Origin of the sequence: Bacillus salacetis, from assembly GCF_049177075.1 — a bacterium.
GTDB lineage: Bacteria > Bacillota > Bacilli > Bacillales > Bacillaceae_B > Rossellomorea > Rossellomorea salacetis_A.
This window is the reverse complement of the sequence record NZ_CP185377.1, coordinates 1,286,968-1,312,571: the sequence shown is the minus strand read 5'-3', so window position 1 is coordinate 1,312,571 and position 25,604 is coordinate 1,286,968. Positions and strand designations below refer to the sequence as shown.

The following is a 25,604-nucleotide window of genomic DNA, read 5'->3' as shown; positions in this document are numbered from 1 at the left end:
AAAGACCTTTGTCCTCTTCAGGAAAAGGTCTTGCACAGCCAATTGCTCTTAAGATCAAAACGGTTTGGATTCCTCCTGTACGAAAAGTAAAGGTCTTTACGTACGACAAATGAAAAACCTATTTCCTTCGCTGAAGGAAGTATTTCAAAAGCAGTCCCGCCCCAACCCCCGGCAAAACACATAGCATGGGAAAGAAAATCGGGCCGATAAAGATTTCTTTTATAAAAATTCTTGGGGATAACATCAAACCTGTTGTAACAGTATAAGCTGTACATACAAAAGGAAGAAATGAGTACTTATCCCTTTCTCCTTCAGCACTTTTAAAGGCATCCCACATTGCAAACATATATAAACATGGGTAAAACATCAGCCATTGGTAATTTATCACTTCCGCTGCCAGCCTGGTTTCACCTAGAAAGCTCAAACGAATGCCTTCATTGAAATTACTCTGGACGTTTATCAGGAACTCCAGGGCAACAAAAAAAATACCTTTGACAAGTGAATTTTTTAAAAGCTGTGGAAAACCTGGAAGAGCTATGCTCCACAAGATGGCTTCGAGCTTACTTATCGATTTATTATGCATCCACTCTCATTCCATCTCCTCCATTATTTCTGGCTAACCATAGTTTGCACAGAGATGGAACTCTTATTACTTTTATTTACATTTTCAAGCAATCACTTACGACTCAGCCGAATATAGTATGGAAGCCTTGCCCTAATCTACCCTTACATGAAAATGCGGCTTCTCACAATTAGCTTTATAGAACTCAACCATGCTGCCTACAGTTTCTAAAAAATCAGTACAGACTATATCCGTTGATTTCAAGTCTTCCAATGTAACCGTACAATCAAATAATCCATTCCATGCAAAGTAATCGAGCGCTTCTTTTTCCACGCGAAGATATTTGCGGACTGGTGTAAGCTTCAACGATGCGGATGCTAACTTCAACGGAATCCTTCCAACAGGACTCTTTCTGCTCATTTCCCAAAGGATAGATCGGTATACATCTTTCACTTTATGAGGATTAGGGTCGGTTAAATGATACGTTTTGCCAATACCCCCAGAAAGATGGCCCAGATAAACGGAAGCCCGTATGATATATTCAACCGGCACAATATTTACAACACTCTCCCCATCACCAATGGCAGGCATGAATGGCAAATATGAAAGCCTGTGAAACATGTTCATGATAAAATATGGTCCATCGAACTTGCTCGTTTCACCAGTATCGGACTTGCCTTTGACAATCCCAGGTCTGAAGATCGTCACAGGTAATTGTGATTTAAGCTCTTCTACCAGAACTTCTGCTGCAAATTTTGTTTCTTCATAATGATTATGGAAAGAATCAGGTTTCACCAATTCCGTTTCTAAAAGCTTCCCTTCCCTGGCACCTGCAATGAATGCTGTACTGAAGTATACATATCTCTTAAGATTCATTACCTCCAAACAGAATTCATTTATATTTTTCGTCCCTATCACATTTATTTTATAAGCGGTCTCATAGGCCACGGAAAGATCATATATGGCCGCCAGGTGCCAGATATAATCAATTTCCCTAATCAATTTTTCTTTGATCGCGTCATCCAGTCCCAGCCCTTCCTGGGTGATATCCCCTTCTACGAGGACAATCTTTTTGGACACCCCTGCTTCTTCTTCAATTTTCTTAGCTGCAAGCAAGGCATTTGCTTTCATCGAAGGCAGGTGAAGACAATAAATAATTGTATCGCTGTGTTCTTTTAAAAGCTTCTTGATCAATTCATTTGAAATAAACCCTGGAAACCCGGTTATGAAATAGTCAGCCATGTACCTATCCCCTTTTTTGAAAATTCAAATATTTACACATAAAAAAAACTCAAGATTGAACGGCAATAAAAGTTCAATCTTGAGGTGGTTGCAGAGCCATTTTCAGATTATTGTTTATTTTACTACTTTCCTTTAAAAACTACAATTTATTGATATGCTTTTCTTCTCCTTTTCATTCTTCTCGTCTTTTTATCAAAGAGACTGTAGATGACTGGAATAACATAGAGTGTCAGTAGGGTTGAACTCAAGAGTCCTCCAATAACTGTGATTCCCATTGGCTGGTTGATTTCTGTTCCCTGTCCGATTCCAAGCGCAAGGGGCACCAGGCCGAGGATCGTCGTTAACGCTGTCATCAAAATCGGACGAGCCCGGTCTTTAACCGATTCTACTATTGCTTCATAACTGTCCATTCCATTAGCTTTTCTCTGATTAATATAATCCACGATTACAATGGCATTATTGACAACAATGCCGGCAAGGACTATGACACCAATGACAGCTGAGATGCTGATGGGTGTCCTTGTCATAGTAAGCGCCAAGGCTACACCGATAATCATCAGCGGAACTGTGAACATAATGACAAACGGGTATTTAAAGGATTCAAATTGAGCAGCCATCACAATGTACACGAGGATGATAGCCAAGCCGATTGCAAGAACCATATCATCGATAGAGTCTTCCAGGAGTTCTCTGTCACCGGAGAATGTCACCTCTGTTTCATCCGACAGGTTAAGATCAGCAATTTCCTGATCCACGATTTTTGAGATGGACCCAAGGTTGGTTTCTGAAGAATACTTCAATGTAAACTGGACCGATCCCTGCTGGTCGATTCTTTGGATGCTGACAGGCCCCTCTTCAATACTGAAGTCGACTACCTGATCAAGTTGAATGAATTCTCCTTGTGCATTTTGGATCTCCAATTTCTTCAGGCTGTCCAGGTTCTCTGTAATATCCCTGTCATACCTTACGAAAATTGTGTAGATATCATCGTTTTCCGACACGATTTGAGCAGCAGGAACACCCCTTGTTATATCATTAACCGTCTGCGCTATACCTGCAGGAGCCAACCCTTCTTCGAGCGCAGCTTCACGGTCGACAGCCAGCTGTACCTCTTGAATCAGTTCATTCTGATCCGTTTTCACATCTGTCACATATTGGGCTGTTTGCAGGCTCTGCTCTATCTTCTCTACCGCTTCATTCAGCCTTCCGCTATCGGTGTCCCTTACATTAAAGGTAAGCGTTTGGGGGCTCTGGCCTGAAGTCGATTGCAAGTTAAACCCGACACTCGCTGATTCATTCTGCTCCAGAGCAGCCTTCTCTAACTTGGGCTTTAATTGATCAACAAGCTTAAACACTGAAACATCCCTCTCATCAAGAGGTTTCAGTTTAACGTATATTTCCGCAATATTCCTATTCGACTGGCCGCGGAACGACTGCTCCTGATTCGTTCCAGTCAATGAAACGTATACATCGATAGCATCCTCTTTTTCCAATTCGCCTTCAATGGCTTCGACCACACTATTGGTTTCTTCCAATGACGAACCATTCTCTAACTTAATATTCATATTAAAAAATCCTTCATCCGTCGGCGGCAGGAATTGCGTCCCTACCGTAGTCAACCCGAATGCCCCCGCAGCAAGGAAAACAGTTGTAATCAAAAGAACTGCCCATCTGTGCTTCATCGACCAATGAATACTCCTTTCAAAGGTATTCATTGATTTAGAACGCCTTCGGATGGCCTCATGGTTTCCTTTAGGCGTCTTCAGCATTCTGCTTGCAAGCATGGGTATCACAGTCAAAGCCACAACAAGCGAGGCAAACAAGCTGAATGAAATAGTCAAAGCAAATTCAGTAAACAACTGCCCGATCAGTCCTGAAATAAACACAACAGGCAAAAACACGGCTACGGTTGTCAGCGTTGAGGCAGTAATGGCAGTACCGACCTCCCGTGCACCGTCTCTTGCCGCTTGTTTCGGATCTTTCCCCATCGACAGGTGTCGGTAAATATTTTCAATTACCACAATCGCGTTGTCCACAAGCATACCAATCCCCAAAGCCAATGCACCAAGTGTCATGATGTTCAGGGCAAAATCCGCAAAAAACATCAAGACAAATGTAACGATGACAGAGTAAGGGATAGCCACGCCAATAATCAGCGGGCTTTTGATGTTTCTTAAAAAGAGGAACAAAACGAGCATCGCAAATGCTCCCCCTATAATAAGAGAGTTGGCTATATTCCCTATGGCATCTTTAATATAGTCTCCCTGGTCAAACAGTATGTCAGCCTCAATGTTGCCATATCGCTCCTGATCCATAAGCTGGTCGAGTTTATCCTCAAAAGCATCGGACACCTCTGCGGTATTCGCGTCTGACTCCTGTAGAACACTTAGCAGGACGGCATTCTTTCTGTCCGCCCTAGTAATTGTATTGCTTTCCTGTTTCCTTTTTTCGACTTCAGCCACATCATCCAGGACGATATTCTTGCCTGTCTGCGGATTTTTACCGATAACAAGCCCGGCAATTTCATCAGCATTGTCCAACTGGCTTACAACCCTGGTTGTCAGCGTCTTTTCACCGGTTGTGATGGTATCCCCCGGCATTGTCACGTTATTGGCCCTTATCGTGTTGACAATATCATTTTGAGTGACACGGTATTCCTTCAGCTTTTCCTGATCGAGTTCAATGGCAATCTCATCGGCATTCACACCCGAAACATTGACACTGGCTACACCTTCAGCCTTCGTTAATTCAAGCTTTAAATCATCGGCAAGATCCTGAATATTCTCCCCTTCCCCGGTTTCCTTCAATGAAACCTGGATAATCGGGAATTGAGCTGGATCAAATTTCAAAAAGCGGGGATCTTGCGCATCTTCCGGAAGCGGAACTCCATCCAGCCTTTGAAGGACCTCATCCTGTATTTCATCTATAGAAGTAGTCCAGGAGAATTCAAGCAGGATAAAATTAGACCCTTCACGTGAGGTAGATTGGATACTCTTGATCCCCGGCAGGGTGGCCAATGTATTTTCCAAAGGTTTTGTCACTTTTTCCACGACTTCAGCAGGGCTCGCCCCCTCATATGTAGTAACAACCACACCGACAGGAGGATTAATATCAGGTATCAGTTTAAGAGGAATCCTCAGCAGCGAGACTCCCCCCAGAATTAATATTAAAAACATCGTAACGATTGTAAAGACTGGTCTTCTGATAGAAAAATCGCTAATCTTCATCCAAAATCTCCTTCCCAGACAAAAAACGCATGCTACATATTTCCGGATGTACATTTACTATAATTCTTGTCCCATTGTCTATCAACATTTAAGCTTCTATTCAGCGTATTTAGTATAGGAATAATCATGGAAAAAGATGCAAGTGAGGGTATGGTGCATCCCTGAAGCCAATAAAAAAAGAAGAGGTAAAAGATTAACCCCCTTCCTTCTTGATGACCTTATATTAAAAGAGGGACTTTTGCCTCTCTAAGCGGCTTGCCGATGTAATACCCCTGGGCCAGATCCACCCCTAGAGCCTTACAGTAGTCCAGTTCTTCTTTTCTTTCAATTCCTTCTGCAAGTACACGTATTCCCAATTCCCTTGAGATATGGGTAACCTCCTTGAGGAAAATTTGGTTCTCTGAATTCGTATCACAGTGATCGATGTATGATCGGTCAATCTTTACATAGTCTGGTTTGAGCTGGCTCAGCATTTCCAAAGTGGCAAACCCTGTCCCTACATCATCCAGTGCGACTTTCATCCCTTCTCTTCTATAAACAGCAAATACACTCTTCAAGTGATCGACATCCACTATTTTTTCTGTTTCCACTACTTCAAAGACAAGGTCTGCAGGGTCCACATCATATTTCTCTACAAAACTGAAGGTATGCTGCAAGCAAAACTCTGGATTGTATATAGTCGAAGGCAGGAAGTTAATGAAGCTCTTAACCCCTCGCTGCAACTGGTCTTTTCTGCAGCGAATGGCGGTTTCACGGGCTCTCTGGTCCAATAGCGAATGCAGTCCCGTCTCATTGGCTGTTTGAAACAAAAGGCCCGGTGAAATTTCATTTTCATTGTCCCCGGACCTCAGTAATGACTCGTATCCATATAAATGATCCTTCTGTAAATCTAATATTGGCTGAAAATAACTTACAAGCGTCCCATTCTGAATAAATTCAACCGCTTCACGATTATCCATCCGTTTCTTGAAATCATGAAAAGGAACGATCCTCGGATTTTTAAGGGTGGAAGAAATACCAGCCCGCCAGTTCCCGGCTGCCAGGACTCCTTCCAGCTCCTGAAGCATTTTCAACAACTCACTGAAGGTCCCATACTTGAAATGATATGTGTTCTTAGTTTTACTTTCACCTGATAAGGAGAGATTGCCGATTTTCAGCTCTTCCTTACCCTTGAGCGTCAAAAACCCGCTTTCATAAAAAGGGATCGACACCCCGCAGTTGATACATGTGTTTTTCATCAGCACTCTTCTCCTATCGTCTTTTTATGTATGTATGGTAGTGATTCTTTTTTACTAGTTTAGTGTAACATTATTTTTAGGATAGACCTACTAGGGTTACTTTTATTTGAGATTTACAAAAGGGATTTTTCAAAACTCGCTCAAGACATTTTTCTCATTCGTTGCTGCTCTTCATGTCCTTGAGAAGCTCCCCCAAGACACTTTTCTCATTCATTCCTGCTCTTCATGCCCTTGAGAATCTCCCCCAAGACACTTTTCTCATTCATTCCTGCTCTTCATGCCTTTGAGAAGCTTCACCAAGACACTTTTCTCATTCGTTGCTGCTCTTCATGTCCTTGAGAAGCTTCCTCAAGACACTTTTCTCATCCATTCCTGCTCTTCATGCCCTTGGAGCTTCCCCAAGACACTTTTCTCATTCATTCCTGCTCTCCATGCCCTTGAGAAACTTCCCCAAGACACTTTTCTCATTCGTTGCTGCGCTTCATGCCCTTGAGAAGCTTCCTCAAGACCACTTTTCCGTTCTTCCCTACGTTTCATGCCCTTAAGGCGTCTCCCAAAACACTTTAACAAATTACCTGTTGTAGATTACTATGTAAGTTTTAAGTTTGTAATTTACTTACATAAAAAGCGTGATTTCTTGAACCTACCATTTTAAAGTGAGTTGAAAGAACCTTTCTAATCGTCCTTTTATCTTCAATTATTCCACACATAGCATAAATTTTGTTAGTAGTCACCTTCTCCCCGGGAAACAATTGCCTGAACTCTTCAATGGTCCGCAGTATGGCTGAAGCTGCTGCTTCCTTTCGGCTGCAATAACGGCAGACCATGGTTCTTCCTGAAATGGAACGGTAGAAACCATTGCAGTCAGGACAAATAATTCCTTTCTTGAGTTTTTCAAAACTATAGGCCGGCAGTCTTGAGTACGGGGACGTTTCTGAATGGAATGACAATAGTTTTTCAGCGAGTTTAATATCATCTCTCCCCACCTTTAGCGAGCGGTTCTGGATCTTATTCATAAACCTGCTTAATTGTGGAAAATAAACAATGGAAGGATCATCTGGGGGATTATATAGATAGAACTTGGGGTTTATAAATACGAGGAATGATTCAACCTTGGCATTATATCCGGACTTTTGTGCACGCTGCCTGATGAGTGACCCGGCTCTGTTCATTTGCAGTAAGGGGTCTTTGATTTCTATTCCAGCAGGATCGAACCAAATGTTATCCTTGACTCGGTAATCTCCTTCGAAATTTTTCACTTCAAAGTGGAAAATCGTGTTGGAAGCGAAGGCACAGGAATCAATTTGAAAAGGGGATCCTTGATGTTCCAACATTAAATCATTGAGGAACACCACCTTATTCTGAAGAGGGAGGGCCCATTCATCGAATCTCAACTCTCCTTGGTAACCTTTTTCAGATGAAGCCAACACTCTTTTGTTTTCCTTTGGCAAGACCATTCTTGCATCCAGCGACCTAAGAACCTTTAATTCTTTTGATTCACTTCTTCCTTTCATTATCATAAGCATCTCTCCTCCCTTATCCATTTTATACCAATTCAGCGCTTTGTTCCTAGTATAAGATATCGACCGAGCGCTCAGTCAAGCCAAACCCAGCCAAAATAAGTCAAAACAAGCCAAAACAAAAAAACAGAGAGAAAAAACTCTTCCCTCTGTTTGTAAACTCTATAACAAGCTATAAAGCTTGATGTCCGGATTTTTGTCTTGGAACCATCTCATGGCAAAGTCGTTTTCGAATAGAAAAACCAAGCGGTCATGCCTGTCTTTTACCAGGAGGCTGCGGGAGCTGGACATCGAATCCTTTACATCGGACTCATTTTCTATCCAGCGCGCAATTTTGCCGCCGATGTTTTCCATGATGACATCCACGTTATATTCATTTTTCATGCGGTGTTCGAACACTTCATATTGAAGCTGGCCGACTGCACCGATGATGATGTCCTCTGTTCGAAGGGTTTTGTATAATTGAATGGCCCCTTCCTGGACAAGTTGATGAATTCCTTTATGAAAATGCTTCTGCTTCATGACGTTTTTGGCTGTTACCCTCATGAACAACTCCGGGGTGAACTGAGGAAGCTTTTCATATTGGATCAGCTCTTTTCCTTCCACGATGGTGTCACCGATCTGGTAGGTGCCTGTGTCATAGAGGCCGATAATATCGCCGCTGACCGCTTCATTCACTGTACTGCGGTCGTCCGCAAGAAACTGTGTGGATTGTGATAGTTTGATCGATTTTCCAGTCCGTGAAAGAGTTACGTTCATCCCTCTTTCGAACTTCCCTGAACAGATCCGGACAAATGCAATCCGGTCACGGTGAGCAGGGTTCATATTTGCCTGGATTTTAAAAATGAATCCTGAAAATTCTTCCTTTACAGGATCGACAGGGCCCACGTCCGCTTTACGAGGCTGTGGAGATGGAGCAAACTGTAAATAGGTTTCCAGGAATGTCTGCACCCCAAAGTTTGTCAAGGCACTCCCAAAGAAAACAGGTGTCAGCGTTCCATTTGCTATTTTTTCTTTTGAAAAGTCATTCCCCGCTTCATTCAAAAGCTGGACGTCTTCCAGCGCCTGCTGGTACAATCCGGAAGATTTCATGTCTGGATCCCCGACAAGTTCACCGTTCTCGTCTAACGGCAGGAACCTGTCTTTGTCTTCTACCCTGAATTGCTCGATCCGGTTGTAATGCCTGTCATAAATCCCCAGGAACTCTTTGCCCATACCAATCGGCCAATTCATTGGGTATGAATCAATTTCCAGTACTTCTTCCAACTCTTCTAAAATTTCAAGGGGTTCCCTTCCCTGGCGGTCAAGCTTGTTTATGAAAGTGAAAATCGGGATGCCTCTCATCCGGCATACTTTGAAAAGCTTGATTGTCTGCGCTTCTATACCTTTGGCAGAATCAATGATCATGACGGCACTGTCCACTGCCATCAACGTACGGTAGGTATCTTCACTGAAATCCTGGTGACCAGGTGTATCAAGTATATTTACTCGGTATCCATCATAATCAAAAGCCATAACAGAAGAAGTTACGGAGATACCCCTTTGCTTTTCAATCTCCATCCAGTCAGAGGTCGCAAACTTCCCTGTTTTTTTTCCTTTTACGGTTCCGGCATCCCTTATAGCTCCGCCAAACAGCAACAGCTGTTCAGTCAATGTGGTTTTCCCGGCATCGGGATGCGATATTATGGCAAACGTTCTTCTGGAAAGAACTTCATCCTTTAATTTATTCATTAAAATATAACCCTCTCATCTTTAAAATCTCACTTTTTCATCATATTCTTTCCTATTCAGGTTTGCAATATAAAGCTGGAGATTAAGACTACATTTCCGTTGTCCAGTTATAAATCCGTGATGCCAATTCCGCAGCTTCCTCTGAAGCAACAGCTGAAACAAGTGATTTCTCAAGCTTTTCTTTTAAGTTTTCCGTTTCATATGTGAAATCCATGGACCAGTTGACATCCGGGACAGCCACCATAAAATACTCTTCTTTTTTGTTTTCATATACAAATACTCTATGTTCCTTGCCGCCTGCCAAACTTTTTCTTATTTTCATTTTGCATCGTTCCTTCCTGAAATTTCATAGCCAATTTACGCATTTTTAAAAATTATGGTTAAATAAAATATTTTTTTCAGGGAAAAGTCCTGGGGACACTTAGATGTGTTGTTACTTACTCTTGATATTATCACAATTTTTATCCCTGCCCTTTCAGGATAAAAAGCGGGAAATTCAACATAATAAGGGTGCAATGGGAAAACAAGAACGAATTAAAGGGTTTACACGAAGAAAATTTTAAAGTAATCTTACTAACCTAGCAAGAATATTACATACGAGGTGAGAGTTTTGCAGTATATTTGGGGTATTTTAGGAATTTTGACCGTGATGGCGATCGCTTTCATTTTTTCTACACATAAGCGTTCCATCAACTGGAGGACTGTCTTAGGAGGTTTAGCCATCCAGCTCTTCTTTGCATTCATTGTCTTGGAAACCAGTTGGGGGCAGGCAGTTTTACAGGAGTTCACAAAAGTTGTTAACAACATCATTAACTATTCAAATGAGGGGATCAACTTTCTCTTTGGCGGACTATTTACTGATGAATCGAATATCGCATTCGTATTTGCCTTTAACATCCTGCCAGTTGTTATCTTCTTTTCTTCTCTGATTTCTGTCTTGTACTATCTGAAAATCATGCAGGTATTCATTTATATTCTGGGCGGCGGCCTGTCTTGGCTGCTTGGCACACGAAAAGCGGAGTCCATGTCGGCGGCTGCCAATATTTTTGTCGGGCAGACAGAAGCTCCACTAGTAGTTCGTCCGTACCTTCCAAAAATGACGGAGTCTGAACTATTCGCTGTAATGACCGGCGGCCTAGCTTCCGTTGCCGGTTCAGTGTTGATTGGATACTCGCTGCTGGGTGTTCCTTTGGAATACTTGCTTGCGGCAAGCTTTATGGCAGCTCCTGCCGGATTGGTCATGGCTAAATTGTTTGTTCCAGAAACAGACGAGAAACCAGAACCAAAGGAATTTGAAATGGAAACTGATACAGAATCAACAAATGTTATCGATGCAGCAGCAAGAGGAGCTTCTGTCGGCCTTGAGCTCGCTTTGAATATCGGTGCAATGCTTTTGGCATTCATAGCAATTGTCGCCCTTATCAATGGAATACTTGGCCTGATAGGCGGATTGATAGGATTGGATAATCTGTCCCTCGAATTGATCTTGGGGTACATTTTCTCCCCTCTCGCATTTGCCATTGGGGTACCTTGGAGCGAGGCAATCACAGCCGGTAACTTCATTGGACAGAAAATTGTCATCAATGAATTTGTGGCGTACTCGAATTTTGCTCCTCAAATCGAGGAGTTATCACCAAAAACGGCGGCCATCATCAGCTTTGCCTTATGCGGATTTGCTAACCTTTCTTCCCTTGGCATCCTGCTCGGAGGACTTGGAAACCTGGCACCGAATAGACGCAAGGATATCGCGAGGCTGGGCTTAAAGGCTATTGCAGCAGGCGCACTCGCTTCGTTGTTGAGTGCTGCCATTGCAGGAATGTTTGTGTAAATCTCGAACCGCAGTTTAAACTGCGGTTCTTTTTTGGATTCCGAAACTGCATTCTATACGAAAACAGCCTTTTGCTTTCTATCCAATCTTTTTTTATACTGATAGAAGGAGAAAAGGGGAAATATTTATGTTAAAGATAAAAAAATTCAAACTGATCGGCGGCAGAGTAATCAAAACGGCAATTGCCGTTTTTTTGACGGCTTTGATCTGTTACTGGCTTAACCTGCCGGCAGCATTTGCCGTTATTACAGCCATTGTGACCGTTGAACCTACGGCAGCAGATTCTATAAGAAAAGGCCTTGTCCGCTTTCCGGCATCAGCTATTGGCGCCGCCCTGGCAATGCTTTTTACTTTCTTTTTTGGGGACAGCCCGCTGACCTACACACTTGCTACACTTTTGACAATTGTACTGTGTTTGAAGCTGCACCTTGAAGACGGGATGCTTGTAGCGACCTTGACAGCAGTAGCCATGATACCCACGACCAATGACCACTATCTTTTATCCTTCGTATCACGCTTAGGGTCAACGAGTATCGGCCTCATTATTTCAACACTTGTCAATATTTTTGTAATGCCGCCTAATTATTCGCCGCGGATAAGTACCATGACCCATAACCTTTTTGTGAAAACGGCCAACCTGCTGGAGACAAGGATCATTGAATTGGTCCTTGATAAAAAATCCGGTGCAAGAACCCGTTTTCTCTTTCAGGAAATAAATAAGTCAATGGGGACTATAGAAAAACTCTGCCTATATCAGCGCAAGGAATGGAAGTATCACCGCCACAGCCGGAAAGATATGAAAGTATTCCATTATGAAAATAAAAAAATGAGTATCCTGAGGCAGATTCACTATCATTTAGGCAACCTGATGCTCCTGCCTCAGCATGATATCAAATGGGAAGAAGAAAAACAGCAAAAGATCATTAATGCTGTGCAGTCCCTTGTAGAAATCATCCAGGATCCAAGGCACATCATTTCAGATGAACACTACAACAAATACAAAGAACTCCTTGAGGAATTTTGGCATATAAGGGATGAATTAAAAGAGGTAAAAGAAACAGATCACCACCATTTTTTCTCTACTGAAACCGTTCTGCTTTTCGAACTGCTTTCCATTCAGGATTTAACCGAGGAATTATCTCACATCTATGCCATGCAGCATCGAAATGATACATCTCTCATACAGACTCAAAATGAAGAAAGCCAGAGGATCTGAAATCCTCTGGCTTAATTTTTTTAGCTGCCGTATTTTTCTTTGCAGCGCTGAATGGCAATTTCCCTGTCACTATGCGGATATTTGGTATTCTCGATGATTTGGTAATCCTCGTGACCTTTACCTGCAAAAATAATGATATCCCCCGGTTCACTAACATCAATTGCATGCTTAACCGCTTCTTCACGGTCCCCAATCAATGCAAATTTCTCATGCCTCATCCCTTTTCCAAGGTCATTGACAATACTGTCATAGTCTTCATAACGCGGGTCATCCGTTGTCAAGACAACGTAATCAGCAATTGAAGCCTTTTCTGCCATAGCAGGACGTTTGGATTTATCTCTGTTACCTCCAGTACCAACTAGGAAGATAATTTTATTCTCCTTGAAAGGAAGAACGGATTGTATCGCATTTTCTATGGCATCAGGAGTATGAGCATAGTCGATATACATGGACAATGGTGCATCGGATTTCACTTTTTCCATGCGGCCGCTGACGGGCGGCAGTTCCCTTATGATTTCCACAAGCTTCTCTACTGACATCCCTTTTGCAAACAATGTCGCCATTGCAGCCAGAATATTGTAGACATTGAATTTACCTAACAGCTTGGATTCCACCTCGAAAGCACCTTCAGGAGAGCGCAGAGTAAATGTAGTCATATCATTATAGTAATGAATGTCCTCGGCTTTGAAATCCGCATAGGACTCAAGGCCGTAGCTGATGACCTCGTGCGCTGTCATTTTGGTATATCTTTCATACCATTCGTCATCACTGTTCAAAACGGCATATTTAGGTTTGGCTAAGTTCTGCCCCAGCTGGGAGAATAACAAGCCTTTTGCGTAACCGTAATGTTCCATCGTCTGATGATAGTCAAGATGGTCATGGCTGAGATTCGTGAACGTAACCACATCAAAGTCCACGCCCCATAATCTTCCAAGGGTCAGGCCATGAGAGGAGACCTCAAGGACCATATTGTCAATATCCCTGTCCAGGGCTTTTTGGATCATTTCCTGATTGGTCATGACATCACATGTCGTGTTTTCACTGGGAAAGATCTCTCCATCAAGATCGAAGCCGATTGTCCCTGAAAGGGCGGAACTCTGTCCATCCTTTCTAAGGATGGAATGGATTAAGTTTGTTACGGTTGTCTTGCCGTTAGTTCCCGTCACACCAATCACATTCAATTTTAAAGAAGGGTAATCATAATACTTATTGACTAGCAGAGCCATAGCTTTAAACGTATCCTTCACAACCACCAGAGCCGCTTTCTCTAAATCGATGTCAAGCTGTTTTTCAGCAATGACTAAACCGGCCCCGCTTTCCACGGCCTTGTTGGCAAAATCATGGCCATCCACTGTAAACCCTCTCGTACAGATGAAAACATCGCCTTCCTGTACTTTACGGGAGTCAACGTGCAGTTTAGAAATATTTGAAGGAAGTTCACCATAAATGGTCTTCACTTTTAAACTGGATAGTAATTCATATGTATTCATTTGCACTAACCTCACAATTTTTGAAATCAATTACCTTCTATTGTATATTACCACTCGGAGATTGAGAAGAAAAAGAGTAGTCTTTCCTAAAGGCAGCTTCAGCCATTCACCTCTTTTCCAAAAGAAGGTGCAGCCCTCCCTTTTCTTCCCGCTGTTTCTTCTGCATGATAAATGGATGATAGGATCGCCTCTTCCACTGCTTCAGCGACTCCTTGGAAGATCTTATTCATTACAGGATGGTCCTCCCTGATGATTCTGGTTGTTTCAAAAAGACCGCTGCATTGATGTCCCACTTGATTTTCAGTTGAAAAGGCAATGACGATATCTCCACTTCCATGATGAATATGGCTTCCTGCCCTTGAAAGCCCGACACTTGCGCGTTTGGCTAATCTTTTCAACTGTCTGTCTGACATAGGAATATCAACCGCAAGAATAATCATTATAGATCCGTCGGGAAGTTTCTCCCGAGTGGGTTCCAAGGATCTGTCAAGATATTTATTCTCTTCTCTTCTTCCGAAATTGGTCTGGACTAAACTGGCAACAGTGAAGGTTTCTCCCTCTGCTTCTATAAGCCTTGAAGCTGTTCCGATTCCACCTTTATACCCAAGACACAATGTCCCGGCACCTGCTCCCACAGCACCATTTTCACAAGGGCCGATGGCGGCTGCTCTTATTGCTTCCTCGGCATGAAAAGGCTGGACTGCCTGCAACCTGACTGAATTAAGGAAACTGTCATTGCACTCCCCCACAATGATGTTAACGGAACCAGTGCTCTCTCCGATCTCAGGAGTACTGTCGAGCATATATTTCAGTGTTCCCTGCCAGACATTTCCGACTGAAAAAGTATTGGTCAGCATAATGGGAGACTCTATTACCCCCAGTTCATCAATCTGTATCAGCCCGGTTGTCTTTCCAAATCCATTTATAACGTGGCTTGCCCCCCTGACTTTATGTTGGAATAAGTTGCGGCCATGGGGAAGTACAGCCGTAACACCCGTTTGGATCCGCTCCCCATCTGCCCTTTCTTCTGAAAGTGTCACATGGCCCGCCTTCACACCTTCAACATCCGTAATGCAGTTATTTACTCCCTTGGGTAATGTGCCTATTGAAAAAAGATTATTCATCCTTCCACCTCTTTATGCTTTTCCAGGTTCTTCGTCCTTCTTATTATTTTTCAACAAATACAAGCGTTTTCCTTCTAATTCGGTTATGTAAAAAAGGAGGTAAAGAAGATCTCTGCCTGAGCCGGCAGAGATCTCTTTACAATAAAATTATCCTGCTGTCCTTGTTACTGAATCAGGAATCATTATCTCCGTTGCGGTTTCCGCCTTTTCTTCCGATTTCCTGATAAAATTCCTTGTCATGGTTGCGGCTTGTTGTTTCGCCGCCCTTTTCGCCAATGTCCTGATAGAATTCCTTATCATGATTGCGGCTTGTTGCCTCGCCGCCTTTTTCTCCGATATCCTGATAGAATTCCTTATCGTGGTTGCGGCTTGTCGCTTTTCCGCCCATGCGTCCTGCTTCTTCAGGTGACATCTTACCATTGTTATTATTGTTGTTTCGGTTGTTTGCCATTCTAAACACTCTCCTTTTTAAAAGTTTAGTATTTAGCTTTAAGAAGCTTACATTAGTTCTTTATCCATAAAAGACATAAATAAACAATCATAGCCACAAATCAGCGAATTTCAACATATTACCATTATTCGCGACAGTCACGTCCCGGAATTTGTCGAACGATTTTTTCAAAAAGCGCATAAAAAAAGGCCAACCCATAAATGATTGACCTCTTCGCCCTCAGGATTTTACTCTGCCATTTGTGACTGAACATAATGATAAAGGAGTTTTTCTGTATTATATAGAGATGTTTCGTGCGTTCTTTCGTAAGCATGCGAAGCATCTATACCCGCTCCGACAAGTCCATGAACGATATCATGACCTGCGCGGATGGCTGCTGAAGCGTCAGAGCCATAGTAAGGATAGATATCTACCTTGTACTCGATCTCATTCTCTTTTGCCAGATTCACCAGGTGCTGTCTCAATCCCAAATGATATGGACCACTTGAATCCTTTGCACAGATTGAAACGGTATATTCATCAGAAGACTGTCCATCCCCAAGCGCCCCCATATCGACAGCAAGGTATTCCACCGTTTCAGGTGTAATATTGGAGTTTCCTCCGTATCCGATCTCCTCATTGTTGGAAATAAGGAAATGTGTAGTATACGGAAGAGTGGTGTTGTCTTCTTTAATCTTCTTAATCAACTGAAGCAGCATTCCCACACTTGCCTTGTCATCCAGATGTCTTGATTTAATATAGCCGCTGTCCGTTATTTCTGCACGGGGATCAAATGAGATAAAGTCACCTACTTCAATTCCCAATTCCCTTACCTCTGTAGGGTTTGAGACTTTCGCATCAATGCGGACTTCGATATTGACATCGTCACGCTTTGCTTCACCGGCATTTTTATATACATGGACAGAAGTCTGATGCATCAAAATTGTCCCTGTGTATGTTTTTCCAGCTGAAGTTTCAATTGTGCAATATTCTCCCTCTACTGCATTCCATCGGAAGCCTCCGATCATGGACAATTTCAGACGTCCGTCCGCTTTTATATCTTTGACCATTGCACCCAGCGTGTCCACATGGGCTGTCAGCATGCGGTGCCTGCTGTCATCTTTCCCTGGAATGGTAACGATCAAGCCGCCTTTCCTATTTCTATACATTTCGTATCCTGTTTCTTTTAGATAGTCCTCCACAAAAGAGATGATGGTATTCGTATTGCCGGATGGACTTGGTATTGAAACCAGCTGCCTGATAAGTTCCATTGTGTTCTTAGTATTTGGATATGTAGTCATTTCATTAGTCTCCTTTCCCCGTTTGTTTCATTATAGCTCAAAAGCCGTTACGTATAAATCACTACGTTTTCCCCCCCTGCATAAACACTTCCTAATAGGAGATTTTAAGGATATAAAATCAGTAAGCGGAGGTATGAATGTGGAATCTACCTATTTAGAGGAACTCCCTCAAGGAAAAAAACACCCAAAAGGATTGTATCTCCTGTTTTTCACAGAACTTTGGGAACGATACAGCTACTACGGAATGAGAGCACTTCTCGTCCTCTATCTGACTACACAATATGTCAGCGGCGGGCTGGGAGTAGATCCTGAAAGAGCCTTGCAGATATATGGGCTCTATACTGGTGCCGTCTATTTCTTCCCTGTGTTTGGCGGGTGGATGACCGACCGGTTTATCGGGTTGAGAAAAGCCATAACCATAGGCGGGATCACCATGGCATGCGGTGATTTCACCATTTTCCTTACCCATTCGGAAGCAGGCCTTTATATTGGACTATCCCTTCTTGTCCTGGGAAATGGGTTTTTCAAACCGAATATCTCCACACTTGTCGGTGAGCTTTACCCCCGTAACGATAAAAGGAAGGATGCTGCCTTTACTATCTTCTATATGGGAATTAACCTTGGGGCATTTTTCGCCCCGCTGGTTGCAGGGTTCCTGGCTGAAGATTTGTTCCTGACTACCCTCGATACAGGAACGATTCATTACGGATTTCAATGGGCATTCCTTGCTTCTTCCATCGGGATGATAGTGGGCCAGATTATTTTCTCAACATTGAGCAGCAGATATTTAGGCAGAGTTGGGTTGAAGCCTGCAAAAGCGGCAGCAAATGAAACCTATGGTGAAAACGTTCCTTTATCACCTAAAGAAAAACAGAGAACGACGGCCATCTTGATTCTCGCCTGCTTTGTCGTTTTTTTCTGGGCAGGCTTTGAACAAGCAGGGAGCTCGTTTACCCTGTACACGAAAAACTTCATCGACCGGGACGTTTTTGGATATACCATTCCCGTTGCCTGGTTTCAATCCGTCAATCCGCTGTTCATCATTATCTTGGCTCCCATCATCTCAGCACTTTGGCTTAAGCTTTCCAAAACCAAGCACGGTGACTTGAATATGACAACGAAAATGGGAATAGGCATGATTCTCCTCGGCCTGGGATTTATGGTATTGATTCCTGCAGTCATTCAAACAGGTTCAGACGAAAACAATATTGTCGTTAAAGCAAATCTTCTGTTCATCGTATTCACTTATCTGCTTCATACGTTAGGGGAATTATTCCTGTCCCCTGTCGGACTCTCGCTAGTCAGTAAAGTGGCTCCGATTAAAATCGCTTCTTTAATGATGGGAATCTGGATGGCAGCAATAGGGGTCGCCAGCCTGCTTGCCGGGCAGCTCGCTTCATTGACTGCTACTCTGGGTTACCTGGAGATTTTTGCAGTAATAGGCGGTGTAACAATCTTCCTCGGGATTGTTCTTTTACTGATTTCCCATAAGCTTATAAAAATGATGAAAGCTGAAAATGCTTGAATGGATGGGCAGCAGACCAAGTTTGGATCTGCTGCCTCTTTATTTCTCGAAAAATAAAGGAGATTGACTTTTTTAATCGAAGTTTGTATATTAACTGACTCTGTTACATTTCAGGAGGTAGAATAATGAGGGAAAATAAACAAAAGGATATTTTTGATAAGGATATACATACCGATTTTCTTGAAAAAATGACATATGGGGATTACTTGCAGCTCGGACCGCTTCTAACAAGTCAAAAGAGACTTTCCGGACATCATGACGAGATGTTATTCATCATCATTCACCAGGTAAGCGAATTGTGGATGAAGCTGATATTGCATGAGCTTGAAGCGAGTATCAACCTGATCAAGAACGGGGAGCTTTCACCTGCATTCAAAATGCTTGCAAGGGTTTCAAAAATACAATCTCAAATTATACAGGCATGGGATGTGCTCTCGACCCTTACTCCTTCTGAATACATGGAGTTCCGTGAAAAACTGGGACAGGCATCAGGATTTCAATCCTACCAATACCGCATGATTGAATTTATGCTTGGCTACAAAACAAAACATGTCCTGGAAATCTACAAAAAAGACAAACAGCTTCATGATGAGCTTATGGATGCCTTCAAGAAGCCGAGCATTTATGATGCTTCCATCTTTGCCCTATCCAAAGCAGGATTGGATATTCCTGATGACGTATTGAACAGGGACTTCACCGCCCCGTATGAATACCATCAATCTGTGGAAAATGCTTGGATCACAGTCTATAAAGACGTAGAGAAATATTGGGACCTTTACGAACTCGCAGAAAAGCTGATTGATATTGAAGACTGGCTGCAGCAATGGCGGTTCCGGCATATGAAAACAGTCGAGAGGATCATCGGCCATAAGAAAGGAACTGGAGGCTCATCAGGCGTCGGCTATCTTAAAAAAGTCCTTGATCACCGATTTTTCCCGGAACTTTGGGATGTACGCACAAAATTATAAAGAGTGTTCGTCCACAACAAATAACCCGCAGGTTCTCCGGGTTATTTTATAAAACAAAAAGAACGCTGACTTCAATGATGAAGTCAGCGTTCTTTTTCAGTATGATCTGAGAGGGATTCGAACCCCCGACCCCATCCCTGTCAAGGATGTATTCTCCCGCTGAACTATCAGATCACGATATCGAATGTTTATCAGTTACATACTCTATTATAAGAAATAATCGCCGCTTGTCAATACACTGATGCATGTTTTTATATAAAAACGCATAAAAGAACGAGTGTTCGTATAAGATGATACTACCGGCATCCTATAAAGGAGGACTTCAGATGGAGAAAACCTTGAGGAACGCTTTGAATAACAAAAGCCCTCTCCAGATCATCTATAAAACAGCCGAAGGAATATTCACCAAACGAACCATACTCATCACTAAAGTGGAAAAAGACCATATAAGAGCTTATTGCTATCTGCGGCGGCAGTTCAGGACATTCAGGACAGATCATATCCTGGCTGCTTTTCCGGAAAACACCTCTGATTTTACCTCCATGTTTTCATCAGGTCTGCACGTGTAAGAATTGAAATCCCCGCACTTAATATGCGGGGAACCTCTCAGCCTATGATCTCCTCTTCATCATGGGCCTGAATTTCTTCATCTGTTAATTGTTCTTCCTCATCACGGAGACGGTGTGCAATCCTTGAAGCTGCATTGGCCGCTATACTTGCCACCATGTCATCCAGGAATGTGTGGACACCTTTTCCATTTTTCGTATCCAGATCGCGGATGATTCCAATTTTGTTCTTATCGAGATGCCCGAACGTGGTCACCGCGATACTTCCGTAACCGAGGGAGGCACCAAGGGCAATCGTTTCATCAACCCCAAACAGGCCTTCATCAGTCTCCACTATGGATTGCAGCGGTTCTGATAGCTGCTTGTTCTCTGCAAGGATATCCAATTCAATCCCTACTAGGATCGCATGCTGTATCTCCCTTTTCAGCAGGACCTTCTCGACACTTTCGATACAATCGGCCATTTCAAGTTCCGGATGGTAAGGATATTGCATCTGATAGACGATATCGGCTATATCTTCCACCGAAACGCCCCTTTCCTCCAGCTTTTGTTTTGCCGCATATGTAACATCTTTTGAATGTATAATTTTAGACATTATTCTCCTCCTGAGTTTGTCATTCCTTTTTTTCACATTATACTGACAATTTATTGATATTGAAACTATTAATCTCTTTTTCTTTTCTCAAAGTAAAGCGTTTTAAAACCTCTGTATCAAAATTTCAATATGTGAGCGGTTGCAGGGATTTTGAAAAATAAGTATGGTACAATCTGTTGTGAAAGGCTTTTCCCGAAAGCCAAAATCGAAAAGAACAATTTCAATATTGGAGGTAAATTTAATGACAGCTTCTAGAGGAACAATCAACGAAATCAGCCTCTTCAGTAAAGCACTGAATGAAGAAATAAATATGCTTGTTTACTTACCCCCCTCCTATTCACCTTTATATAAGCATTCCTTATTGATTTGCCAGGATGGAAAAGATTATTTCCAACTCGGCAGGATTCCAAGGCTGGCTGATGAATTGATCGAGAATCAGGAAATCGAGAATATGATCATTTGTGGCATTCCATACAAGGATGTTCATGACCGCAGAAAGAAATATCATCCAGATGGAGAGCAAAATACGGCTTATATCAGATTTTTGGGGCATGAATTGGTGCCTTACCTGGATGAGCAATACCCTGTTTACCATATGGGAATGGGACGGGCGTTGATTGGAGACTCCCTTGGTGCATCTGTTTCTTTAATGGCAGCTTTAAAATATCCGAATACGTTTGGCAAGGTCATTCTTCAATCCCCGTTTGTAAATGATAAGGTACTCAAAGCGGTAGAACAGAACGGCCAGCCTCATCTCCTCGATATTTATCACATTATCGGCAAAGGGGAAACCGAAGTTAAGACGACAAATGGGGAAACTGCTGACTTCCTTACCCCGAATAGAGAGCTTCATGAATTGTTTGAAAAAGAGAAATTCTCAACCTTTTACGATGAGTTCGACGGGGACCATACGTGGAAGTATTGGCAGCCAGATTTAAGGCGCGCATTAAAGCATATGTTCTCATAGGACATAAAAAAATATGGCATAATAATGTAGAGGCTTTTTAACGGTATCTCTTTGATTTTTAGCTCATTCGAGAGAAACCTCGGTTTCTCTCGCTTTTCAGCGAAGCTGAAAAGTCCCTGGTTGAAAAACAACCCAGAAGCAAATGAATTTGCTTTCTGGGTTGTTTTCCAACCAGGAGAAACGAGCCAAAAATCACCTGGAAAGTATTTAAAACATAGAAATACTTTCATCTTGGGTTACGCTATAAGAAAACCACCTTTCGCTCTAGTTAAATTCTGCTTTTTTTGTGCTATAATAACTGATATATTAAATTATTTTGAATTTATTGAACTTCTCGAACCAAGGAGGTAACATTTATGAATTATGGTGTCGTTATTTTTCCATCTAAATCGCTTCAGGATAAGGCCAATGCTTACCGGAAGCGTTACGATCCGCATTATGCTTTAATTACTCCTCACTTGACACTGAAGAATGTGTTTTCTGCAGATGATAGTGAAATAAAAGATATTGCAGGCAAACTAAGAGAAATTGCCAAAAATTACGACCCTTTCAATATGAGGGTTTACAGGATCAGTTCATTTCAACCAGTAAACAATGTTATCTACTTTAAAGTGGAGCCAACACCTGAACTAGAGGGATTGCATAGTGACATGCACTCTCCCGAATTCAATGGACAGGAACCTGAATATGCATTTGTTCCGCACATCACGGTTGCTCAGAATCTGTCAGATGACGAACATTCAGATGTATTTGGTTCTCTCCGCATGTTAGGGGTAGACCACGAAGAAACAGTGGACCGTTTCCACCTGCTCTATCAGCTCGAGAATGGCTCTTGGACAGTTTACGAAACATTCCGCTTAGGAAAGGAATAGAATACTTTGAAGATGATTCTAGCCCAAACCGACAAAGAACTTCAGGATGCCCTGCATGTCAGAAAAGAAGTATTTGTGGGTGAACAAAACGTACCCATGGAAGAGGAAATAGATGAATTTGAAAATTCTTCCGATCATTTTGTCTTATATGACGGAGATGAACCGGTTGGTGCTGGACGATTCCGTGTAAAGGAAGGACAAGGAAAAGTAGAAAGAATTTGTGTCCTCTCTAAAGTCCGCGGAAAAGGTGCAGGTAAAATGATCATGAATTATATTGAAGAGCATGCCCGGAGCAAAGGTGTACCTGCTTTAATCCTGAATGCCCAGACCCATGCCATTCCGTTCTATGAGAATCTTGGCTACTCCATCACATCTGATGAGTTCCTTGATGCCGGCATCCCCCATAAATCCATGAAAAAAGAATTATAAAAAAAACGTCTTCCTGCCGGGAGACGTTTTTTTATTCAGTAGAACGCCAGAATTTGAATAAAAACCGTGGCTTTTGTTGAAAATGGATGAATGACTCATAAACAAAAATAGGAGACATGTTATGGATTTCTTGGAGATTGCTTCTGAACTTATTGTAGGCTTTGCTGCTTTGTTAATATTGACCAAAGTTTTGGGAAAAACGCAGATTTCTCAAATCACTCCCTTTGACTTCATTTCTGCTATCATTCTGGGGGAACTCGTTGGAAATTCCCTATACGATGAGAAGGGCGGCGTTGCCGAAATCCTTTTTGCGATATCTTTGTGGGGCGGGCTCATATTCATTACCGAGGTCATTACACAGCGTTCCCGAAAACTAAGGCATTTTCTTGAGAACACTCCCTCGATCATTATCCGAAAAGGCATCATTCAATTTGAAGCACTGAAGAAAAATCACTTGGATTTAAATCAGCTTCAGCAGCTGCTCCGGGCAAAAGACATTTTTTCGTTACGGGAATGTGAGTATGCAATCCTTGAAACAGATGGAAGTTTAAGTGTTATTAAAAAGTCGATGTACGCAGGGGTCCAAAAGCAGGATTTGAATATTGCCCCTACTTCCATCAACATACCTATTTCCGTCATATTGGATGGGGAAATTATTTATGATAATTTGAAGATGATATCTGTAGATGAGAAATGGCTTCTGAATGAGATACATAAAAAGGGATTCACATCCGCTAAAGATGTGCTCTTTGGAGAGTGGACGGAAGGAAATGATTTATTGCTCCAGGGGTATTAGATAAATAAAAAAAGCCGCAAGGGCTTTTTTTATTGGCTGATGAGTATCTGATTGTCTTCTATTACAGTCTTCACCAAACCATCACTTGTTAACTTTGTGATATAGGCTGTAAAAGTTGTCCTGTAGAGCAAATACTGGCCGATTGATCCGGACTGAATATGATTTTCATCCAGGAATTTCTTTAATAGATTATCGAAAGACAGCTTTCCTTCGTTCTGTTCCACTATTTCCAGCACTAAATCCATCAATTCTTTATGCACTGAAATATTTGCTTCCAGCGTACTCTTTACTTCTCTTTCAAACTCACCATGTCCTGGAATGGCTCCTTCGTAAGGCAGACTCTTTAGCCTCTCCAGGGTTTCGATCGTTTGCTGGGCATCAGCAATGAATGGAACGATATGTTTTTCAAGTGCTTCCCGCCCAAAATAAGCATCTGCAGCAAAAAGGATATCATTGAACAAAACTCCAGCCTGCCCAATGGAATGCCCAGGGAGATGAAGAATTTCCAAATGGAATGGGCCGATTTCCATATTTCCTGGAGAACAAAATTCATCAACTTCCACAGGTTTTCCTTCCAAGAACTTATTCCTTAGTTCCTTCAAGGGAAAAGCACCATTCCATAAATAAAGCGGTTCAAGTAAAGGATTTTCCATAATGGCCTTTTCGACTTTTGGGGCACACAGCCTTATGCCTTTCTTCTTTAAATAGGAGGCGCCCCCAAAATGGTCTGTATGAGCATGGGTAATAAAACAGTAGTTCAAAGGCAAGTTTTCCTCGCTCAGTAGTTTCACTGCTTTTTTAATGGATGAATCATCAATCCCCGTGTCGATCAGCATCCCGGTATTGTCTTTCACTATGTATCCAATATTGACAGCAGAAGACATATAATAACAGTTGTCATTGATTTTTTTGAGTTCCAAGGGAAATACATCCTTTCCGTTTTTTATACATATTCGTTAATGTACTTCCCTTTTCCTGTAATATCCGCTAAATATTCAGGTGACACAGTGTCTGTTTTTCTATACCTTCTTCTTTGGCCGGACTTCCCCTGTTGCCTTTCTGAATCAATCCCTTTATCCTGCTGATGATCCTTGTTCGAGATAGGCCGTATCCGGTTTACAGGCCTGAAAGTAAAAGGATCATATTCCTTGTCCGCCTCACGTTCTGCATACTGCATATATTGATAATGAGTCACCGGTGCAATATATCCCATACAATCCACCCCGTTTTCCATTTTTATTCCCTGTCTGAAAAAGCATAAACTCTCTTTCTTATTACTATTAAATTCGCTGTAAGTTATGAGTTTGAGTGGGTAAAATAATTATTTGCCTTTCTCTTGCTTTTCAAATCAATAAAAAACCACCAGGACTCTTTTCCTGATGGAGATACAGAACGGGTTCGGCACATTATTTGTTTCCGTTATTAATCATCTGTGAAATGGTTCCAAAGTCCAGCTGCTTTCCGTCATTCACGATGGAATTGACAATTTTATCTTCCATCTCTTTATTGACAGGTTTGTTGGCAATTTGGGAAACACGCTGAATGACACCCCGGACCGTTTTTTCATCCTTGAAGTTCGCATTTTGAAGTGAGCTTGCCAATTCAAATACATCATTCATATTGACACCGGTTTTCTTTTCAATATTCTTAAAGAAGTTATTATTATTCATTGGGTAAACGCCTCCTTTACAGCTAATATATTGTATGAGGCGTTCATTGAATGGTGCATGGCCCAGGTAAACTAAACCCTTCATATTAGTGATGAAATGGAATAAAGAAAGGCGGAGGCCATTGACCTGCGCCTTTCCCATTATAACGAACTGTGTTTACCAATGATTAATAATAGAAGCTTGCACCTACGATGATCAATAGAATGAACAGTACAACAATCAGGACGAATGTTGAACCGTAATTATATCCTGGAGAACCGCAGCCATAACCATATCCATACATAGTTATCACCTCTCTTTGTACTTG

The 25,604-nt window shown here is 42.1% G+C and carries 25 protein-coding genes, 1 tRNA gene and 1 pseudogene; 9 read left to right on the top strand and 18 right to left on the bottom strand.

Annotated elements, in window-relative coordinates:
- Positions 1-118: 118 nt before the first annotated feature.
- The 8 genes from ACOJQI_RS06645 to ACOJQI_RS06610 all read right to left on the bottom strand — a co-directional run bounded on the left by ACOJQI_RS06645 (position 119) and on the right by ACOJQI_RS06610 (position 9,842).
- Positions 119-583 (bottom strand): hypothetical protein, encoded by a 465-nt coding sequence (locus tag ACOJQI_RS06645; RefSeq protein WP_421384268.1) that lies wholly within the window; start codon positions 581-583, stop codon positions 119-121.
- Positions 584-715: 132 nt separating this feature from the next.
- The gene (locus ACOJQI_RS06640; protein ID WP_421384267.1) at positions 716-1,804 is read right to left on the bottom strand and encodes an SDR family oxidoreductase; all 1,089 of its coding nucleotides are present in this window, start codon (positions 1,802-1,804) and stop codon (positions 716-718) included.
- A gap of 146 nt (positions 1,805-1,950) precedes the next feature.
- The gene (locus ACOJQI_RS06635) at positions 1,951-5,031 is read right to left on the bottom strand and encodes an efflux RND transporter permease subunit (protein ID WP_421384266.1); all 3,081 of its coding nucleotides are present in this window, start codon (positions 5,029-5,031) and stop codon (positions 1,951-1,953) included.
- 218 nt (positions 5,032-5,249) lie between these two features.
- On the bottom strand, positions 5,250-6,269 hold the full coding sequence (locus ACOJQI_RS06630) for an EAL domain-containing protein (protein WP_421384265.1): 1,020 nt from the start codon (positions 6,267-6,269) through the stop codon (positions 5,250-5,252).
- Between the two features lie 348 nt (positions 6,270-6,617).
- Positions 6,618-6,806: a hypothetical protein gene (locus tag ACOJQI_RS06625; RefSeq protein WP_421384264.1), complete on the bottom strand. Its 189-nt coding sequence runs from the start codon at positions 6,804-6,806 to the stop codon at positions 6,618-6,620.
- Between the two features lie 62 nt (positions 6,807-6,868).
- On the bottom strand, positions 6,869-7,789 hold the full coding sequence (locus ACOJQI_RS06620) for a nuclease-related domain-containing protein (RefSeq protein WP_421384262.1): 921 nt from the start codon (positions 7,787-7,789) through the stop codon (positions 6,869-6,871).
- Between the two features lie 162 nt (positions 7,790-7,951).
- The gene (locus ACOJQI_RS06615) at positions 7,952-9,520 is read right to left on the bottom strand and encodes a peptide chain release factor 3 (RefSeq protein WP_421384260.1); all 1,569 of its coding nucleotides are present in this window, start codon (positions 9,518-9,520) and stop codon (positions 7,952-7,954) included.
- Between the two features lie 88 nt (positions 9,521-9,608).
- The gene (locus tag ACOJQI_RS06610; RefSeq protein WP_421384258.1) at positions 9,609-9,842 is read right to left on the bottom strand and encodes a YueH family protein; all 234 of its coding nucleotides are present in this window, start codon (positions 9,840-9,842) and stop codon (positions 9,609-9,611) included.
- 288 nt (positions 9,843-10,130) lie between these two features.
- Between ACOJQI_RS06610 and ACOJQI_RS06605 the strand changes: the two genes are divergently transcribed.
- Both ACOJQI_RS06605 and ACOJQI_RS06600 read left to right on the top strand, forming a co-directional pair.
- Positions 10,131-11,348, top strand: coding sequence for a NupC/NupG family nucleoside CNT transporter (locus tag ACOJQI_RS06605; protein ID WP_421384257.1), 1,218 nt, complete (start codon positions 10,131-10,133; stop codon positions 11,346-11,348).
- Between the two features lie 127 nt (positions 11,349-11,475).
- Positions 11,476-12,564: an aromatic acid exporter family protein gene (locus tag ACOJQI_RS06600; protein ID WP_421384255.1), complete on the top strand. Its 1,089-nt coding sequence runs from the start codon at positions 11,476-11,478 to the stop codon at positions 12,562-12,564.
- Between the two features lie 20 nt (positions 12,565-12,584).
- Here the strand turns inward: ACOJQI_RS06600 and ACOJQI_RS06595 are convergent, their stop codons facing one another.
- The 4 genes and pseudogenes from ACOJQI_RS06595 to ACOJQI_RS06580 form a co-directional block, all read right to left on the bottom strand.
- Positions 12,585-14,054, bottom strand: a complete 1,470-nt coding sequence (locus ACOJQI_RS06595) for a UDP-N-acetylmuramoyl-L-alanyl-D-glutamate--2,6-diaminopimelate ligase (protein WP_421384253.1) — start codon at positions 14,052-14,054, stop codon at positions 12,585-12,587.
- Positions 14,055-14,152: 98 nt separating this feature from the next.
- Positions 14,153-15,178 (bottom strand): P1 family peptidase, encoded by a 1,026-nt coding sequence (locus tag ACOJQI_RS06590; protein ID WP_421384251.1) that lies wholly within the window; start codon positions 15,176-15,178, stop codon positions 14,153-14,155.
- Positions 15,179-15,359: 181 nt separating this feature from the next.
- Positions 15,360-15,629, bottom strand: a pseudogene (locus tag ACOJQI_RS06585) (KGG domain-containing protein); the annotation flags it as partial.
- A 227-nt stretch (positions 15,630-15,856) separates the two neighbouring features.
- Positions 15,857-16,909, bottom strand: a complete 1,053-nt coding sequence (locus tag ACOJQI_RS06580) for a M42 family metallopeptidase (RefSeq protein ID WP_421384250.1) — start codon at positions 16,907-16,909, stop codon at positions 15,857-15,859.
- 139 nt (positions 16,910-17,048) lie between these two features.
- Between ACOJQI_RS06580 and ACOJQI_RS06575 the strand changes: the two genes are divergently transcribed.
- Both ACOJQI_RS06575 and kynA read left to right on the top strand, forming a co-directional pair.
- Positions 17,049-18,434, top strand: a complete 1,386-nt coding sequence (locus ACOJQI_RS06575; RefSeq protein WP_421384249.1) for a peptide MFS transporter — start codon at positions 17,049-17,051, stop codon at positions 18,432-18,434.
- 125 nt (positions 18,435-18,559) lie between these two features.
- A complete protein-coding gene (kynA, locus tag ACOJQI_RS06570; RefSeq protein ID WP_421384247.1) occupies positions 18,560-19,402 on the top strand; it encodes a tryptophan 2,3-dioxygenase in 843 nt (280 codons plus the stop codon).
- 102 nt (positions 19,403-19,504) lie between these two features.
- Here the strand turns inward: kynA and ACOJQI_RS06565 are convergent.
- Positions 19,505-19,576 (bottom strand) — tRNA-Val (locus ACOJQI_RS06565).
- Between the two features lie 152 nt (positions 19,577-19,728).
- On the opposite strand from ACOJQI_RS06565, the gene ACOJQI_RS06560 reads away from it, so the two are divergent.
- Positions 19,729-19,971 (top strand): hypothetical protein, encoded by a 243-nt coding sequence (locus ACOJQI_RS06560; protein ID WP_421384245.1) that lies wholly within the window; start codon positions 19,729-19,731, stop codon positions 19,969-19,971.
- Between the two features lie 37 nt (positions 19,972-20,008).
- On the opposite strand, the gene ACOJQI_RS06555 is transcribed toward ACOJQI_RS06560, so the two are convergent.
- The gene (locus tag ACOJQI_RS06555; protein ID WP_421384244.1) at positions 20,009-20,563 is read right to left on the bottom strand and encodes a phosphatidylglycerophosphatase A; all 555 of its coding nucleotides are present in this window, start codon (positions 20,561-20,563) and stop codon (positions 20,009-20,011) included.
- 241 nt (positions 20,564-20,804) lie between these two features.
- On the opposite strand from ACOJQI_RS06555, the gene ACOJQI_RS06550 reads away from it, so the two are divergent.
- From ACOJQI_RS06550 to ACOJQI_RS06535, 4 genes are all read left to right on the top strand, one after another.
- Positions 20,805-21,530 (top strand): alpha/beta hydrolase, encoded by a 726-nt coding sequence (locus ACOJQI_RS06550; RefSeq protein ID WP_421384242.1) that lies wholly within the window; start codon positions 20,805-20,807, stop codon positions 21,528-21,530.
- Between the two features lie 356 nt (positions 21,531-21,886).
- Positions 21,887-22,402 (top strand): YjcG family protein, encoded by a 516-nt coding sequence (locus ACOJQI_RS06545; RefSeq protein ID WP_421384240.1) that lies wholly within the window; start codon positions 21,887-21,889, stop codon positions 22,400-22,402.
- A gap of 12 nt (positions 22,403-22,414) precedes the next feature.
- Positions 22,415-22,831: a GNAT family N-acetyltransferase gene (locus ACOJQI_RS06540; protein ID WP_421385409.1), complete on the top strand. Its 417-nt coding sequence runs from the start codon at positions 22,415-22,417 to the stop codon at positions 22,829-22,831.
- A gap of 121 nt (positions 22,832-22,952) precedes the next feature.
- Positions 22,953-23,627 carry a DUF421 domain-containing protein gene (locus tag ACOJQI_RS06535; RefSeq protein WP_421384239.1) on the top strand — a complete coding sequence of 225 codons (675 nt, stop codon included), beginning with the start codon at positions 22,953-22,955 and terminating at the stop codon, positions 23,625-23,627.
- A gap of 29 nt (positions 23,628-23,656) precedes the next feature.
- On the opposite strand, the gene ACOJQI_RS06530 is transcribed toward ACOJQI_RS06535, so the two are convergent.
- From ACOJQI_RS06530 to ACOJQI_RS06515, 4 genes are all read right to left on the bottom strand, one after another.
- Positions 23,657-24,547, bottom strand: a complete 891-nt coding sequence (locus ACOJQI_RS06530; RefSeq protein WP_421384238.1) for an MBL fold metallo-hydrolase — start codon at positions 24,545-24,547, stop codon at positions 23,657-23,659.
- A gap of 23 nt (positions 24,548-24,570) precedes the next feature.
- Positions 24,571-24,840, bottom strand: coding sequence for a hypothetical protein (locus ACOJQI_RS06525; protein ID WP_421384236.1), 270 nt, complete (start codon positions 24,838-24,840; stop codon positions 24,571-24,573).
- A 193-nt stretch (positions 24,841-25,033) separates the two neighbouring features.
- Entirely contained in the window at positions 25,034-25,297 is a 264-nt protein-coding gene (locus ACOJQI_RS06520) for a stage VI sporulation protein F (protein WP_421384235.1), read from the bottom strand.
- Positions 25,298-25,463: 166 nt separating this feature from the next.
- Positions 25,464-25,580, bottom strand: coding sequence for a YjcZ family sporulation protein (locus ACOJQI_RS06515; protein ID WP_421384233.1), 117 nt, complete (start codon positions 25,578-25,580; stop codon positions 25,464-25,466).
- Positions 25,581-25,604 lie beyond the last annotated feature (24 nt).

Excerpts from the sequence above, each read along its gene's own strand:
- ACOJQI_RS06535 (WP_421384239.1), top strand. The coding sequence starts at position 22,953 with ATGGATTTCTTGGAGATTGCTTCTGAACTTATTGTAGGCTTTGCTGCT.
- ACOJQI_RS06540 (WP_421385409.1), top strand. The coding sequence starts at position 22,415 with ATGATTCTAGCCCAAACCGACAAAGAACTTCAGGATGCCCTGCATGTC.
- ACOJQI_RS06635 (WP_421384266.1), bottom strand. The coding sequence starts at position 5,031 with ATGAAGATTAGCGATTTTTCTATCAGAAGACCAGTCTTTACAATCGTT.
- ACOJQI_RS06595 (WP_421384253.1), bottom strand. The coding sequence starts at position 14,054 with ATGAATACATATGAATTACTATCCAGTTTAAAAGTGAAGACCATTTAT.
- ACOJQI_RS06615 (WP_421384260.1), bottom strand. The coding sequence starts at position 9,520 with ATGAATAAATTAAAGGATGAAGTTCTTTCCAGAAGAACGTTTGCCATA.
- ACOJQI_RS06600 (WP_421384255.1), top strand. The coding sequence starts at position 11,476 with ATGTTAAAGATAAAAAAATTCAAACTGATCGGCGGCAGAGTAATCAAA.
- ACOJQI_RS06640 (WP_421384267.1), bottom strand. The coding sequence starts at position 1,804 with ATGGCTGACTATTTCATAACCGGGTTTCCAGGGTTTATTTCAAATGAA.
- ACOJQI_RS06560 (WP_421384245.1), top strand. The coding sequence starts at position 19,729 with ATGGAGAAAACCTTGAGGAACGCTTTGAATAACAAAAGCCCTCTCCAG.
- ACOJQI_RS06625 (WP_421384264.1), bottom strand. The coding sequence starts at position 6,806 with ATGAAACGTAGGGAAGAACGGAAAAGTGGTCTTGAGGAAGCTTCTCAA.
- ACOJQI_RS06580 (WP_421384250.1), bottom strand. The coding sequence starts at position 16,909 with ATGACTACATATCCAAATACTAAGAACACAATGGAACTTATCAGGCAG.
- ACOJQI_RS06620 (WP_421384262.1), bottom strand. The coding sequence starts at position 7,789 with ATGATAATGAAAGGAAGAAGTGAATCAAAAGAATTAAAGGTTCTTAGG.
- ACOJQI_RS06630 (WP_421384265.1), bottom strand. The coding sequence starts at position 6,269 with ATGAAAAACACATGTATCAACTGCGGGGTGTCGATCCCTTTTTATGAA.
- ACOJQI_RS06545 (WP_421384240.1), top strand. The coding sequence starts at position 21,887 with ATGAATTATGGTGTCGTTATTTTTCCATCTAAATCGCTTCAGGATAAG.
- ACOJQI_RS06550 (WP_421384242.1), top strand. The coding sequence starts at position 20,805 with ATGACAGCTTCTAGAGGAACAATCAACGAAATCAGCCTCTTCAGTAAA.
- kynA (WP_421384247.1), top strand. The coding sequence starts at position 18,560 with ATGAGGGAAAATAAACAAAAGGATATTTTTGATAAGGATATACATACC.
- ACOJQI_RS06555 (WP_421384244.1), bottom strand. The coding sequence starts at position 20,563 with ATGTCTAAAATTATACATTCAAAAGATGTTACATATGCGGCAAAACAA.
- ACOJQI_RS06525 (WP_421384236.1), bottom strand. The coding sequence starts at position 24,840 with ATGGGATATATTGCACCGGTGACTCATTATCAATATATGCAGTATGCA.
- ACOJQI_RS06645 (WP_421384268.1), bottom strand. The coding sequence starts at position 583 with ATGCATAATAAATCGATAAGTAAGCTCGAAGCCATCTTGTGGAGCATA.
- ACOJQI_RS06610 (WP_421384258.1), bottom strand. The coding sequence starts at position 9,842 with ATGAAAATAAGAAAAAGTTTGGCAGGCGGCAAGGAACATAGAGTATTT.
- ACOJQI_RS06520 (WP_421384235.1), bottom strand. The coding sequence starts at position 25,297 with ATGAATAATAATAACTTCTTTAAGAATATTGAAAAGAAAACCGGTGTC.
- ACOJQI_RS06515 (WP_421384233.1), bottom strand. The coding sequence starts at position 25,580 with ATGTATGGATATGGTTATGGCTGCGGTTCTCCAGGATATAATTACGGT.
- ACOJQI_RS06590 (WP_421384251.1), bottom strand. The coding sequence starts at position 15,178 with ATGAATAATCTTTTTTCAATAGGCACATTACCCAAGGGAGTAAATAAC.